This window comes from Streptococcus mitis, from assembly GCF_946188585.1.
In the GTDB taxonomy this organism is placed as follows: domain Bacteria; phylum Bacillota; class Bacilli; order Lactobacillales; family Streptococcaceae; genus Streptococcus; species Streptococcus mitis_DG.
In genome coordinates, this window is the sequence record NZ_CAMHVI010000001.1 from 105,208 (window position 1) to 119,775 (window position 14,568).

Below are 14,568 nucleotides of genomic sequence, written 5' to 3' on the forward strand. Positions count from 1 at the left end.
TAGTAGCAATTCAAGAAAGAAAAGGAAAATCCAATGTTATATTTTCTAACACAGAAATATAAAAATTTGCCTTTTTTTACTTTTTCTGATATAATGGGAAAATATTCGGAAAAGGAGACTAAAAATGAAGAAAAAATTTCTAGCATTTTTGCTAATTTTATTCCCAATTTTCTCATTAGGTATTGCGAAAGCTGAGACGATTAAGATTGTTTCTGATACCGCCTATGCACCTTTTGAGTTTAAAGATTCAGATCAAACTTATAAAGGAATTGATGTTGACATTATCAACAAAGTCGCTGAGATTAAAGGATGGAACATTCAGATGTCTTATCCTGGTTTTGACGCAGCAGTAAATGCGGTTCAAGCTGGTCAAGCTGACGCAATCATGGCTGGAATGACAAAAACTGCAGAACGTGAAAAAGTTTTCACCATGTCTGATACTTACTATGATACAAAAGTTGTCATTGCTACTACAAAGTCACACAAGATTAGTCAGTACGACCAATTAAAAGGTAAAACTGTTGGTGTTAAAAACGGAACAGCCGCTCAACGTTTCCTTGAAAGTATCAAGGACAAATATGGCTTTAGTATTAAAACATTTGACACTGGTGATTTGATGAACAACAGCTTGAGTGCTGGTGCCATTGATGCCATGATGGATGACAAACCGGTTATTGAGTATGCTATTAACCAAGGTCAAGACCTCCATATTGAAATGGATGGTGAAGCTGTAGGAAGTTTTGCTTTCGGTGTTAAAAAAGGAAGCAAATACGAGCACCTAGTTACTGAATTTAACCAAGCCTTGGCTGAAATGAAAAAAGATGGTAGTCTTGATAAAATCATCAAGAAATGGACTGCTTCATCTTCTTCAGCAGTACCAACTACAACGACTGCAGCAGGTCTAAAAGCAACTCCTGTTAAAGCTAAATACATCATTGCCAGTGATTCTTCTTTTGCACCTTTTGTGTTCCAAAACTCAAGCAACCAATTTACTGGTATTGATATGGACTTGATTAAGGCAATCGCTAAAGACCAAGGTTTTGAAATTGAAATTACCAATCCTGGTTTCGATGCAGCTATCAGTGCTGTCCAAGCTGGTCAAGCTGATGGTATCATTGCCGGTATGTCTGTCACAGATGCTCGTAAGGCAACTTTTGACTTCTCAGAATCATACTACACTGCCAATACTATCCTTGGTGTCAAAGAATCAAGTACCATTTCTTCTTATGAAGATTTGAAAGGAAAGACAGTCGGTGTTAAAAACGGAACTGCTTCTCAAACCTTCCTAACAGAAAATCAAAGCAAATACGGTTACAAAATCAAAACCTTCGCTGATGGTTCATCAATGTATGACAGTTTAAATACTGGTGCTATTGATGCTGTTATGGATGATGAGCCTGTTCTCAAATATTCTATCAGCCAAGGGCAAAAATTGAAAACTCCAATCGCTGGAACTCCAATCGGTGAAACAGCCTTTGCTGTTAAAAAAGGAGCAAATCCAGAATTGATTGAAATGTTCAATAACGGACTTGCAAACCTTAAAGCAAACGGTGAATTCCAAAAGATTCTTGATAAATACCTAGCTAGCGAATCTTCAACTGATTCAACAAGCACTGTTGATGAAACAACAATCTGGGGCTTGCTCCAAAACAACTACAAACAACTCCTTAGCGGTCTTGGTATCACTCTTGCTCTAGCTCTTATCTCGTTTGCTATTGCCATTGTCATCGGGATTATCTTCGGTATGTTTAGCGTTAGCCCATACAAATCTCTTCGCGTCATCTCTGAGATTTTCGTTGACGTTATCCGTGGTATTCCATTGATGATTCTTGCAGCCTTCATCTTCTGGGGAATTCCAAACTTCATTGAGTCTATTACAGGCCAACAAAGTCCAATTAACGACTTTGTAGCTGGTACCATTGCCCTATCGCTCAATGCAGCCGCTTATATCGCTGAAATCGTTCGTGGTGGTATTCAGGCCGTTCCAGTTGGTCAAATGGAAGCCAGCCGAAGCTTGGGTATCTCTTATGGAAAAACCATGCGTAAGATTATCTTGCCACAAGCAACTAAATTGATGTTGCCAAACTTTGTTAACCAATTCGTTATCGCTCTTAAAGATACAACTATCGTATCTGCTATCGGTTTAGTTGAACTCTTCCAAACTGGTAAGATTATCATTGCCCGTAACTACCAAAGTTTCAAGATGTATGCAATCCTTGCTATCTTCTATCTTGTAATTATCACACTTTTGACTAGACTAGCGAAACGCTTAGAAAAGAGGATTCGTTAATGGCAAAATTAAAAATTGATGTAAATGATTTACACAAGCACTATGGTAAAAATGAAGTTTTAAAAGGAATTACGACTAAGTTCTATGAAGGCGATGTTGTTTGTATCATCGGTCCTTCAGGTTCTGGTAAGTCAACCTTCCTTCGTAGCCTTAATCTTCTAGAAGAGGTCACTAGTGGTCACATCACTGTGAACGGTTATGACTTAACTGAAAAAACAACCAACGTTGACCACGTCCGTGAAAATATTGGGATGGTATTCCAACACTTCAACCTCTTCCCACATATGTCTGTTTTGGACAACATCACCTTTGCTCCTATCGAGCACAAGTTGATGACTAAGGAAGAAGCTGAGAAATTGGGAATGGAGTTGCTTGAAAAGGTTGGACTAGCAGATAAAGCTAATGCTAACCCAGATAGCCTATCAGGTGGTCAAAAACAACGTGTGGCCATCGCTCGTGGACTAGCAATGAATCCAGACATTATGCTATTTGATGAACCAACTTCAGCCCTTGACCCTGAGATGGTTGGAGATGTATTGAACGTTATGAAGGAATTGGCTGAGCAAGGCATGACCATGATTATCGTAACTCATGAGATGGGATTTGCTCGTCAGGTTGCCAACCGCGTTATCTTTACTGCAGATGGCGAGTTCCTTGAAGACGGAACACCTGACCAAATCTTTGATAACCCTCAACACCCTCGTCTGAAAGAGTTCTTGGACAAGGTCTTAAACGTTTAAACTCAAACTGTAAGGATTTCCTTGCAGTTTTTTTCTATCTCGTATTGGATTTTTTGATTTTTCGGAAAATTATGTTAGAATTAAGTTTATGAAATGAGATTTCCTCATACCTAGCAAGACTAGGAATAAAAATAGAAATTAGGTAGCTAGATGTCATCTAAGGTTATTGTTACAATTTTCGGTGCGAGTGGAGACCTGGCTAAACGCAAGCTCTACCCTTCCCTTTTTAGACTATATAAATCCGGCAATCTTTCCGAGCACTTTGCCGTTATTGGAACTGCCCGTCGTCCTTGGAGCAAGGAATATTTTGAATCTGTAGTAGTTGAATCTATCCTTGATTTGGCAGATAGTACCGAACAAGCTCAGGAGTTCGCTAGTCACTTCTACTATCAAAGCCATGATGTCAATGATACAGAACACTACATTGCTCTACGTCAATTACAGGCTGAACTAAATGACAAGTACCAAGCTGAACACAACAAGCTCTTCTTCTTGTCTATGGCTCCTCAATTCTTTGGAACTATTGCTAAACACCTCAAGTCTGAAAACATCGTAGATGGTAAAGGTTTTGAGCGTTTAATCGTTGAGAAACCATTTGGTACAGATTACGCAACTGCAAGCAAGTTAAATGATGAACTCCTAGCAACATTTGACGAAGAACAAATTTTCCGTATCGACCATTATCTTGGTAAGGAAATGATTCAAAGTATCTTTGCAGTTCGCTTTGCAAACTTGATTTTTGAAAATGTTTGGAACAAGGACTTTATCGATAATGTTCAAATTACCTTTGCAGAGCGCTTGGGTGTAGAAGAGCGTGGTGGCTACTATGACCAATCTGGTGCCCTCCGTGACATGGTACAAAACCATACTTTGCAACTGCTTTCTCTGCTTGCCATGGATAAGCCAGCAAGCTTCACAAAAGACGAGATTCGTGCTGAAAAGATTAAGGTCTTTAAAAACCTCTATCATCCAACTGATGAAGAGCTTAAAGAACACTTTATCCGTGGTCAATACCGTTCAGGTAAGATTGATGGCATGAAATACATCTCTTATCGTAGCGAGCCAAATGTAAATCCAGAATCTACAACTGAAACCTTTGCATCTGGTGCCTTCTTTGTGAACAGCGATCGCTTCCGTGGTGTTCCTTTCTTCTTCCGTACTGGTAAACGTCTGACTGAAAAAGGAACTCATGTCAACATCGTCTTTAAACAAATGGATTCTATCTTTGGGGAACCACTTGCTCCAAACATTTTGACCATCTATATCCAACCAACAGAAGGCTTCTCTCTTAGCCTAAATGGGAAGCAAGTAGGAGAAGAATTCAACTTGGCTCCTAACTCACTTGATTACCGTACAGATGCGACCGCAACTGGTGCTTCTCCAGAACCATACGAGAAATTGATCTATGACGTCTTAAATAACAACTCAACTAACTTTAGCCACTGGGATGAGGTTGGTGCATCATGGAAATTGATTGACCGTATCGAAGAGCTCTGGGCTGAAAATGGTGCCCCACTTCATGACTATAAAGCTGGAAGCATGGGACCTCAAGCAAGCTTTGACTTACTTGAAAAATTCGGTGCTAAATGGACTTGGCAACCAGATATCGCCTATCGTCAAGATGGTCGTTTAGAATAAAAAAATTTCCTGCAAGTTTGTTCCTTGCAGGATTTTTGTTTCTGATTAGAGTAAGCCTTCCAAGAGACCTTTCATAAAGTTTTCTGAGTTAAATTCTCCAATATCATCGATTTTTTCACCAAAACCAATCAATTTTACAGGAATATTGAGTTCTTCACGGATGGCTAGAACAACACCACCTCGAGCTGTTCCGTCAATCTTAGTCAAGACAATTCCTGTCAAAGGAGTGATTTTCGAAAATTCTTTGGCCTGTACAAGAGCGTTTTGACCTGTTGAAGCATCAAGTGCTAAGAAGGTTTCATGCGGTGCTTCTGGCACAACACGTTTGATGATACGGCCAATCTTTTCCAACTCAGCCATGAGGTTGTCCTTGTTTTGCAGACGACCAGCTGTGTCAATCATGAGAATATCGATACCTTCAGCCACAGCACGTTCCATGCCATCAAAGACTACACTGGCTGGGTCAGCTTTTTCAGGTCCAGTAACTACTGGAACATCTACACGACGACCCCATTCAGCTAGCTGGGCGACTGCGCCTGCACGGAAGGTATCTGCCGCAACCAACATGACCTTCTTACCAGCTTGTTTATAACGGTGGGCTAGTTTACCGATAGAAGTTGTTTTCCCGACACCATTAACCCCAACAAAGAGCATGACTGTCAAGCCATCTTGGAAATGGATACTTTCATCGTAGTTGCCATCCTTTTCATACAGCTCAACCAATTTCTCAATGATGACGCGACGAAGGGCATCAGGTTTCTTGGCGTTTTCAAGCTTGGCTTCGTAGCGTAGCTCCTCAGTTAAGTTAGAAGCGACTTGGACACCAACGTCACTCATGATCAGCAATTCTTCCAGTTCCTCGAAAAATTCTTCGTCAACAGAGCGGAAGTTAGCAAAGAAGGCATTCAAGCGGGCACCGAAGCCTGTACGAGTTTTCTTAAGACTGCGGTCATATTTTTCCTGAACAGTTTCTTCTACTCGAGGCGTTTCTGGTTCAAGCACTTCAGAATTATTTTCTTCTACAGCTTCTTCGAGCTCAGGATTCTCTTCCTCTGGGACTTCTTCTGAATTTAGCAATTCTTCTATTTCTTCTTGAGGAACTTCTACAACTGGCTCTAAATTGTTATTTTCTTCAACTGTGTCTTGGATTTCCTCTTCTTGGAGCACAGCTTGTTCAACAATTTCAAACTCTGCTTCTTCTTGAAGAATTTCCTCAGCTTCTGTAAGGGCAGGCTCAGTATCTTCAGACAAATCAAGATTTTCCAGAGCTTCTTTTACAACTTCTTCGATTTTAGGTTCTTCTTTTTTTCCGAATAGACGGTCAAACAATCCCATATCTTAGTTCTCCTTTAGCACGTATTCTTCGATAGCCCAGGCAACAGCTTCCTCATCATTGGTCATTGGGGTCACCACATTTGCGACTGCCTTGACTTCAGGAACAGCATTTTGCATGGCAACACCGAGCCCTGCCCATTCAATCATAGAAAGGTCATTGGCTTCATCACCACAGGCCATAACTTGACTTTGAACAATTCCCAGATGGCTGATTAGTTTGGCCAAGCCTGTTGCTTTGTGAACATTCTTTGGTGACCACTCTAGCAACATTTCACGTGATTTAAAGATTTCATATTGGTCAAACAACTCTGGAGAAATCTTCTGAATAGCTGTATCCAAGGGTTCTTGAGCAAAGGCAGTTACGCATTTGTTGTAGGTCATTTGACTAGACAAGTCTTCAAAGTCAACTTGTACAAAAGTCAATGCTGGATTGAATTTGGCATAAAGACTTTCTTGGTCCGATTGGATTTGATAAACAGTTCCTTCTGAGATAGCATCAAGAGGCAGTGATAATTTCTCTGTTTCCTCATACAATCGTGCCACATCATCATATAAAAAGACTGTTTTATCAAGGATTTCACCTGTATTTTTCTGAACTAAACCACCATTAAAAGTAATCGTATACTCATCTTCGTGGCCGTCAGTCCCTAGCTCATGGAGAAAGAAATCCATGGCTTTTAAGGGACGACCAGTTGTCAATACGACCTTGATACCACGATCACGCGCAGCTTTCAAGGTTTCCTTGGTACGATCCGTCAGCCTTTTATCAGTAGTCAGCAAGGTCCCGTCCAAGTCCAATGCAATCAATTTTATATCTGCCATTATAATCCCTCCATATAAGCTATAACCGACTGGTCCTTATGGTGACCAATCACAGTCTCTGCTAATTCTAAAATTTCAGGTCGTGCATTTTCAGGAGCTACAGGATGTCCTACAACCTGCATCATATGCAAGTCATTTAGATTATCTCCAAAAGCCAGAACCTGATCCATTGTGATACCAAGTTTTTTAGCTAATTCAACAATGGCCACACCCTTATCGACATAGTCCAGAACAATATCAATGGATTCAAAGCCAGTTGTCATGGCCTTAACACCAGGGACATTTTCATTGACCCAAGCCTCCCCAGCTTCAAGCGTTTCTTCTGTGAAGTTGGTCGTAAATTTGAAAATGTCATCTGTAATATCTTCCAGACTCGCTACTTTTTGGATATTTTCATTATAATGCTGACTCTGTTTCAAATAGGTTGCATCAACCGTATCTAGAACATATGAACCCTTCTTACCCGTCAAGAGCAGTTTATTGATATCTACATAAGGTGACGTTTTCAGCTTTTCAAAAGTTGCCAGATAAAAGTCACGAGACATGGTCGCTTCATATAAGTCCTGACCTTGATACTCTACCAAACTGCCATTTTCAGCGATGAAAATAATGTCATCACGAACATCAGCAAATAGTTTTTCTAAAGATAGAAATCCGCGCCCCGAAGCCACCGCAAAGTATATCCCTTTTTCCTTGTAGGAAGCCAAGATAGACTTGAGGCGGTCCATATCAAAGCATCCATTCCCATCTAGGAAGGTTCCGTCCATATCCGTTGCTACTAGTTTAATCATAAAATCTTTCTTACTCCGATTAGTAAATCTACCTCCTATTATACCATAGATAACTAGAAAAAGGACTAGTCTATCAGCTTTGCTTCTCTTTTATCCTTCTCTACTAGCTAGTGCTGTTTCTAACTTTTAAAAAGCTCGTAAAATTAAAATCGTGCAACTTTTTTCAGATACTTTTAAAAGATTGATTTCCTTATATTTTTCCTTTATACTGGATAAAAAGGAGAATAGTATGTCAGAAACAAATCACGAAATCGATTCAAATTTTGCAGGTCGTTTAAATATCCTGCGTGCGGGTGTTCTTGGTGCCAACGATGGAATTATTTCCATTGCTGGTGTGGTTATCGGGGTTGCCAGTGCTACGAGCAATATCTGGATTATCTTTTTATCAGGTTTTGCGGCTATCTTAGCTGGTGCCTTTTCAATGGCTGGTGGAGAATATGTATCTGTTTCAACTCAAAAAGATACCGAGGAAGCAGCCGTTGCGCGTGAGAAACTCTTGCTAGACCAAGATATGGAGCTAGCCAAAAAGTCTCTCTATACTGCTTATATCCAAAATGGTGAGTGTGAAACATCAGCCCAACTTCTCACCAACAAAGCCTTTTTAAATAATCCGCTCAAGGCTTTGGTAGAGGAAAAATATGGGATTGAGTATGAAGAGTTTACCAATCCTTGGCATGCTGCCATCTCTAGCTTTATTTCTTTTTTCCTTGGAAGTTTGCCTCCAATGCTCTCAGTGACCATTTTCCCAAGTGATTACCGCATCCCTGCTACTGTCCTTATCGTCGGTGTGGCCCTTCTTCTCACTGGTTACACTAGTGCCAGACTTGGAAAGGCTCCAACCAAAACAGCTATGATTCGAAACCTTGCTATTGGTCTCTTGACTATGGGAGTTACCTTCTTACTCGGACAACTTTTCAGCATTTAAAATACAAGAAATACCTCGATGTTGAAGTCGAGGTATCTTTTTTTACATTTGGACAATCTTGCGATAACTTCTTGAAGTAATCATGAAAATCAGCACATAGGCGATGAGGAAGATAGCGCAGATAGACAAGGTCACAATCAACATCATAGTCGTATCTATTACACCAATCACTTTTAAAATCAGACTAAGCATATGGTAGGCAAAGGCTAGATGTATGAAGGCAAAAAGTAAAGGAAGGAAGAATACAGTTAAAACCTGTTTGTTGATGGTTTGCTTGATTTGCTTTTGATCTAAACCAACTTTCTGCAAGATAATAAAGCGCTCACGGTCTTCATATCCTTCAGAAATTTGTTTGTAGTAGATGACCAGAACAGTTCCGACCATAAAGATAATGGATAGGAAAATACCGATAAAGAAGACACCACCAAAGAGGGCACTCATCTGAGCACTAGCATCTGCTAGATTGCTACCATATACATAGCTACCTTCAGTGTTTAATTGAGCATTAAACTTTTGTAAGTATTTTTCATATTCTTCAGCGACTTTGAGTTGTTCTTCTTCACTGATATTTACATTTATACCACCGTAAAGCTGATTATAGATAGCCGAATCTGGAAATTGGTCTAAAAATGCTTGTAAATCAGGTACAACAAGGTAATTGTAATCAGTAGTAAAAATATTAAACTGATTTGGGACATGGTTCACAATAAAATCTGTATTAAATTCTTCTTTTACAGAAAATTGATGGTTATTTAGAGTTAGAGCTTTCTGTCCTTTCAGTCCATCATTCTTAGCGAAGAGGCCGACCTCATTGCCTGATAGAGAAAGCTTCTGACCAGTCATATTTTCATAGTCTTTTTGGTCAAATACCATGAAGACTGTTTTAGGTTGGACACGATTTTGTCCCCTTTCAAAAATGGTTAACTTGGTTCCTTCTTGATTTGCAATACCAAAGTTACTGTAACGAAGCACTTCTTTCTCTTTGACACTATAACCTTTGTCACTTGCAAACTGGCTCAAGAGTTTGTCCAAATCTTCTTTTTCAACATTTTGTCCAGTAATTCCAAAGTCATGCGGATTCATCACTTTTTTAAAGGATTCTGAGGCATTGAAAATGCTTGTCGCTGCTGACATGGTTACCAAAACCATTGTTGACAAAATTGCGATAGTTGCTAGTCCAACCGCATTTTTCTTCATACGGAAAATCAAGTTAGACACTGAGATAAGATTATTTGGTTGGTAATAGTACTTCTTGTTTTTCTTTAAGATTTGAAGGAAAACGGTAATTCCTGCATTAAACAATAGATAAGTACCAAAGATAACCAGCAAAACAGCTAAGAAGAAGGTTGTTAGGGCTGTAAGGGGATCTTTTACGGTAAGGGAAAGATAATATCCAATTCCTAAGCTAATAGAACCAAGAATAGTTTGAAGAGGAAGGAAGCGACCTTTTTTCTCACCACTAGCTTTTTCACGAGAAAGCTGGAGAGCATTCATACGGGCGATTCGAAGGGCATTCAGGAACATGAGGCCTAGGAAAATCAATCCAAAGACAACAAGTACTGCAATGACAACATTCATCTGGAAGGTAGCGACTAGTTCTACCTTCAATTTCATCAGTTTGAGTAAGAAGGCGAAAATCAACTTGTCAAACAAGGCTCCAATACCGATACCTGCTCCAACAGTTAGAATTCCAAATAGCACCAACTCTTTAAAGGTCATACTAATCAGATGGCGCTTCTCCAAGCCCAACATGCCATAAATCCCCAGTTCCTTGGAACGGTTTTTCATAACAAAACTATTAGCGTAAAGGACAATAATAGCTGACGCAAGGGTGACGACAAACATACCAAATCCAAGTGTAGCTTGAATGGTTGTCCCTCCACGGATTTCCGAAATCTTGGGATTGAAGGTTAGAGAGTAAAAGAGATAGGTGACGGTGACTGCCAAGAGAACAGCCAGCGCAAAAGGATAGTAGAGTTTGCGGTTTTTAATCAAGTTCGATACCGCTAACTTATTGGTTAATCGAAACATACTAATTCACCTCGCTTGCCATGACAGTCAAGGTATCAGAGATTTCTTGGAACATCTGACGCTCTGTCTTCTCTCCACGGTAGATTTGATTGTAAAGAATGCCGTCCTTGATAAAGAGTACACGCTTAGCCCTGCTGGCTGCTGCCGTTGAGTGGGTTACCATGAGAATGGTTTGACCACGCTCATTGATTTCATCAAAGACATCAAGTAAGGCTGCAGATGACTTGGAATCAAGGGCTCCTGTTGGCTCATCGGCAAGGAGAATTTCAGGTTCAGTGATGATGGCGCGTGCTACTGCTACACGCTGTTTTTGCCCACCAGAGATTTCATAAGGGTACTTCTCTTGCAATTGGTTGATGCCTAGATTCTCAGCTGTCACCACCAATTTCTTCATCATCTCCGTAATAGGTCTTCTTGACAAGACAAGCGGAAGCAAGATATTGTCCTTAACAGACAGAGTATCTAGCAAGTTAAAGTCTTGGAAGACAAAGCCCAATTTTTCACGACGGAAGCTAGAGGCCTGTGAATTTTTAATGGTTGCTGTGTCTGTTCCGTTCAGGTAAACCTGGCCACGACTTGGTTTATCCAGCATAGCTAGGATATTGAGAAGAGTTGATTTACCAGAACCAGACTCACCCATGATGGCAACGTAGTCACCCTTTTCGACGGTAAAGTGAATATCCTTGAGGGCCTCTACTTGGTTGCCCTGAAAACGAGTTTTATAAATTTTTTGAACGTGTTTTACATCTAAAAGTGTCATGAGAATCTCCTTTCTTAATATCCCATTAAATGAAATGTAGCTTGCATCATAGCGCATCCCAGCTGAACGCGCTCAATTTCTTTGTGACTTGGTTTTCTTGTTTTCTTCTGTAAGATTGGTTTCATGATGTTACTCCTTTGTTCTTTATGAGTCTAGTTTACATCAAAAAAAGACCGCTTGCCATAACCTAACCTTACAAAAGAGACTTTAATCTTACATTTTTGTAAGATTGGGGGAAATGTAGTCATTTCATTAAAAATATTTTACCATAAAAAGAAAGCAAGAAGAAAACCCTTGCGGAATGCAAGGGTTCAAAAAATTTTAAAATAGATTAGTCGAATTTATAGACTAACAGTCAAATAACTGTCTCTACCTCACCAAAACCAGCCTTCATTATCGTCAATGGCTTGGGCTTCTTTGCGTTTTTATTTTAGCATGTAATAGTTATTGACTAATCTAACTTAAAAAAACTAATTTATGATAGTAATAAATCATCTTTTAAAATCTTAAATGTTCTCGTAAAGATAGTCACAACAATAGTTGTAATTTTTTAAAAATTACCATTATATTATTAAAATAACTCAATCCAAAAATTATAAATATCCTACACAATTAACACCAATAACTCCTCTTCTTAGGAAGATAGTTTTAATCTTATCGTAGTTAAGTTGTTTATACTCAAATCTCTCGTAATCAAATTTTTCATACTCAAACGTTCCGTATTCAAACTTCTCATATTCAAAAATTTCTATCCCAATTTCTTTAACCACTTCCTCAGGCAACTCGTAATCTTGTTCTACTAAACCAAATAGAGTAAATCCTGAATCAACACAAAATGATAGAACTGGATTGTATATTGAAGAGTAAATTACAGAACCAGCTATAGACCCTACAAAACTACCAATCATGTATCCAAATACAGGAATTTCAATTAGTGACTGGCTTACAGAACCCATAGATAAAGCACATGTTGTTAAAAACATATCTTTGATTAATTCATTAACCATCTCAGCTCTACTCATGTTACCAGTAGTGACTTGATACGAAGTTTTCATTGAATTCATCACTAATACTGTCACTGCACCAACTACTGATGGATCAATAGATTTCATCGCATTACCACATAATCCTGCCTTACAACTTGCTGTAATTGCTGCTGAAACTGTACCTCTTACAAATCCTTCGCCTGCACCTGTAAGCGCTGAAAATCCAATCTTTTTAAATTGACCTTCTTCAATTTCTCCATTTTTAACTAGATAAGCTATGGCATTCAATACTTCAGGAGCAACTCTTAATGCCATTGATATGGTTGCTGCAGTTAATCCAGCTTTATACGCATGTCTTAAGATATTGGTATACTTAATCAATTCTTCAGTTGTTAAGTGTAAATCCTCAGGATTTACTCCACCCTCCTTAGACAAAGTAGCAAGTTCACGTGCTTCCTGTTCCGACAAAGTAATCGATTCATTCCCCTCATTATCTTTAACTTTATCACTCAGTAATTTTAGAGTCTCTTCATAGCGATGAACTTGGTCTGTTCGTTTTGAAGATTCTTCTTGTATTTTTCTTTTCAAAAACATTATTGCTTCTTCTAATTGATCTGAGGGTATTACTCTATACTGACCTGAGTAAACTGGATCGCTTAAAACTGTATCTGCTGAGTATCCTCTCTTCTCCAAATATAAATCTAAACTGTCTTTACCACCTTGAGACTTATATTCACTGAAACGATTTAAAATACTTTTCGATTGCTGGATTGCACTTGCTGTCCCATCCTTATAATATTTTAAACCAAATTCAGCATCGAAGTTTATTCCTGTAATATCAGCAGAGCCAAAGTCATGGCTACGATCAACTTGTACCCTGTTTTTTGAAGAATTAATAGCTGCATTAATATTAAAAGTCCCAGCATGCCAAAACTCAGCAACATCTCCCTTTAGTGTATCTATACGTGCACCATTATATTCAAATTCATTTAGATTATTCACCAACTTCTTTATCTCTGATTCTACAGAGTCTAAATAATGTACACCAGCAGTATGTCCTGCAAAATTACCTGCGTTCTTTTCAAAGAATTCATATCCCTCTTTAAAGGCTTCCATTCTTTATCCCTCCAAGAACTCAGATAATCCATCCAAATATAGTATAGCTGTCAGACCTCTGTATTGTTGATCCATGATTTTCTCTTTATCAGTTCCTGTAAGAAATTGAGTAACACCTAGCACTGCACCAGTAGCTAATGTAATCCCAGGGGCCAAAAAGCCTAGAAGTGCACCGCCTGCTATCAAAGCTGCTTTGTTGCCACCTACAACGTCGTTAACTGCGTCTAAAGCTTGCTCTGGAAGTGATTTTGAAAATTCTATCTTTTCAAAGTCAGACTTATATCCACGACAAAAATCAACAAATTCATCATAAGTTTCTGGTTGACTAATAACTTCTGAGACTAGCATCATTCCACGTTTTCCTAACCAACCATATTTCATTCCATATTTTTCAAATTTTATGTTCATGCTTGATATTTCATTCTTACTTGATTGATTCTCGCCAATAAAGAGTACATGTTGTTCAGATGTTAAAGTTGCCATATTAGCTAGATAGTCCTTTTCGAGCCATACAGCTACTTCAATCGCACCATCTTTTGTGCCAACGATTAAATTATCTTCATCATCATTTGTACTTACGAGTTGACGTAAATAATTGCCGTATCCATGAGTTTTATCATCGCAAACAATAATCAATTTTGTAACATTTTGTCCAAACATAAAATTCCTCCAGATTTTTCTGAAATTTATAAATTCAATTCTACTTGAGAAGTTTCATAGTAGAATGTATAACATGTCCTACAATTTTCATTAAAATCGTTTTATATGCTTATTATACCATTTAGCCATAGATTCTGACAAGATGAAAAAAGCCTTGTCTTTTATAATACAAAGCTTATTTCATTATTCACCTCACCAAAACCAGCCTTCATTATCGTCAATGGCTTGGGCTTCTTTGCGTTTGCGTGGGCCTGTTCCGTACATTTCTGCTTCGATTTCTTCCTTGGTAGGCATGACAGAAGCTAGGATGATATAGATAATCACGCCAAGTCCAAAGTTTGCGACTGTAAAAATAGCAAATAGAAAACGAACAAGGGTAACATCAAAATTCCACTTGTCTGACAGACCTGCCAAAACTCCTGAAATCATGCGATTTCGTCTCATTTTATAAAATTTACTGTTCATGATATTTCC

Annotated in this window: 12 protein-coding genes; 4 read left to right on the top strand and 8 right to left on the bottom strand. The window is 38.8% G+C overall.

Going from position 1 to position 14,568, the window contains the following annotated elements; genetic code table 11:
• Nucleotides 1-124: 124 nt before the first annotated feature.
• The 3 genes from N8M66_RS00530 (at nt 125) to zwf (ending at nt 4,668) form a co-directional block, all read left to right on the top strand.
• Nucleotides 125-2,290, top strand: a complete 2,166-nt coding sequence (locus N8M66_RS00530; protein ID WP_261044960.1) for an ABC transporter substrate-binding protein/permease — start codon at nt 125-127, stop codon at nt 2,288-2,290.
• Nucleotides 2,290-3,030: an amino acid ABC transporter ATP-binding protein gene (locus N8M66_RS00535; RefSeq protein ID WP_001096316.1), complete on the top strand. Its 741-nt coding sequence runs from the start codon at nt 2,290-2,292 to the stop codon at nt 3,028-3,030. Before N8M66_RS00530 ends, N8M66_RS00535 begins: the two co-directional genes overlap by 1 nt.
• Before the next feature lie 150 nt (nt 3,031-3,180).
• Nucleotides 3,181-4,668 carry a glucose-6-phosphate dehydrogenase gene (gene zwf, locus N8M66_RS00540; RefSeq protein WP_000096104.1) on the top strand — a complete coding sequence of 496 codons (1,488 nt, stop codon included), beginning with the start codon at nt 3,181-3,183 and terminating at the stop codon, nt 4,666-4,668.
• A gap of 45 nt (nt 4,669-4,713) precedes the next feature.
• On the opposite strand, the gene ftsY is transcribed toward zwf, so the two are convergent.
• The 3 genes from ftsY to N8M66_RS00555 are packed head-to-tail and all read right to left on the bottom strand — an operon-like array spanning nt 4,714 to nt 7,616.
• Nucleotides 4,714-6,003 carry a signal recognition particle-docking protein FtsY gene (ftsY, locus tag N8M66_RS00545; RefSeq protein ID WP_261044962.1) on the bottom strand — a complete coding sequence of 430 codons (1,290 nt, stop codon included), beginning with the start codon at nt 6,001-6,003 and terminating at the stop codon, nt 4,714-4,716.
• Between the two features lie 3 nt (nt 6,004-6,006).
• Nucleotides 6,007-6,825: a Cof-type HAD-IIB family hydrolase gene (locus tag N8M66_RS00550; protein ID WP_261044964.1), complete on the bottom strand. Its 819-nt coding sequence runs from the start codon at nt 6,823-6,825 to the stop codon at nt 6,007-6,009.
• Nucleotides 6,825-7,616, bottom strand: a complete 792-nt coding sequence (locus N8M66_RS00555; RefSeq protein WP_261044966.1) for a Cof-type HAD-IIB family hydrolase — start codon at nt 7,614-7,616, stop codon at nt 6,825-6,827. The genes N8M66_RS00550 and N8M66_RS00555 overlap by 1 nt, the downstream gene beginning before the upstream one ends.
• 229 nt (nt 7,617-7,845) lie before the next feature.
• Between N8M66_RS00555 and N8M66_RS00560 the strand changes: the two genes are divergently transcribed.
• Nucleotides 7,846-8,541 carry a VIT1/CCC1 transporter family protein gene (locus N8M66_RS00560; RefSeq protein WP_261044967.1) on the top strand — a complete coding sequence of 232 codons (696 nt, stop codon included), beginning with the start codon at nt 7,846-7,848 and terminating at the stop codon, nt 8,539-8,541.
• A gap of 42 nt (nt 8,542-8,583) precedes the next feature.
• On the opposite strand, the gene N8M66_RS00565 is transcribed toward N8M66_RS00560, so the two are convergent.
• The 5 genes from N8M66_RS00565 to N8M66_RS00585 form a co-directional block, all read right to left on the bottom strand.
• A complete protein-coding gene (locus tag N8M66_RS00565) occupies nt 8,584-10,572 on the bottom strand; it encodes an ABC transporter permease (RefSeq protein ID WP_261044969.1) in 1,989 nt (662 codons plus the stop codon).
• A 1-nt stretch (nt 10,573) separates the two neighbouring features.
• Nucleotides 10,574-11,332, bottom strand: coding sequence for an ABC transporter ATP-binding protein (locus N8M66_RS00570; protein ID WP_000173358.1), 759 nt, complete (start codon nt 11,330-11,332; stop codon nt 10,574-10,576).
• 593 nt (nt 11,333-11,925) lie between these two features.
• Nucleotides 11,926-13,434, bottom strand: a complete 1,509-nt coding sequence (locus tag N8M66_RS00575; RefSeq protein ID WP_049547181.1) for a hypothetical protein — start codon at nt 13,432-13,434, stop codon at nt 11,926-11,928.
• A 3-nt stretch (nt 13,435-13,437) separates the two neighbouring features.
• The gene (locus N8M66_RS00580) at nt 13,438-14,094 is read right to left on the bottom strand and encodes a hypothetical protein (protein WP_049547182.1); all 657 of its coding nucleotides are present in this window, start codon (nt 14,092-14,094) and stop codon (nt 13,438-13,440) included.
• 192 nt (nt 14,095-14,286) lie between these two features.
• The gene (locus N8M66_RS00585; RefSeq protein ID WP_001085048.1) at nt 14,287-14,559 is read right to left on the bottom strand and encodes a PspC domain-containing protein; all 273 of its coding nucleotides are present in this window, start codon (nt 14,557-14,559) and stop codon (nt 14,287-14,289) included.
• Between the last annotated feature and the right edge of the window lie 9 nt (nt 14,560-14,568).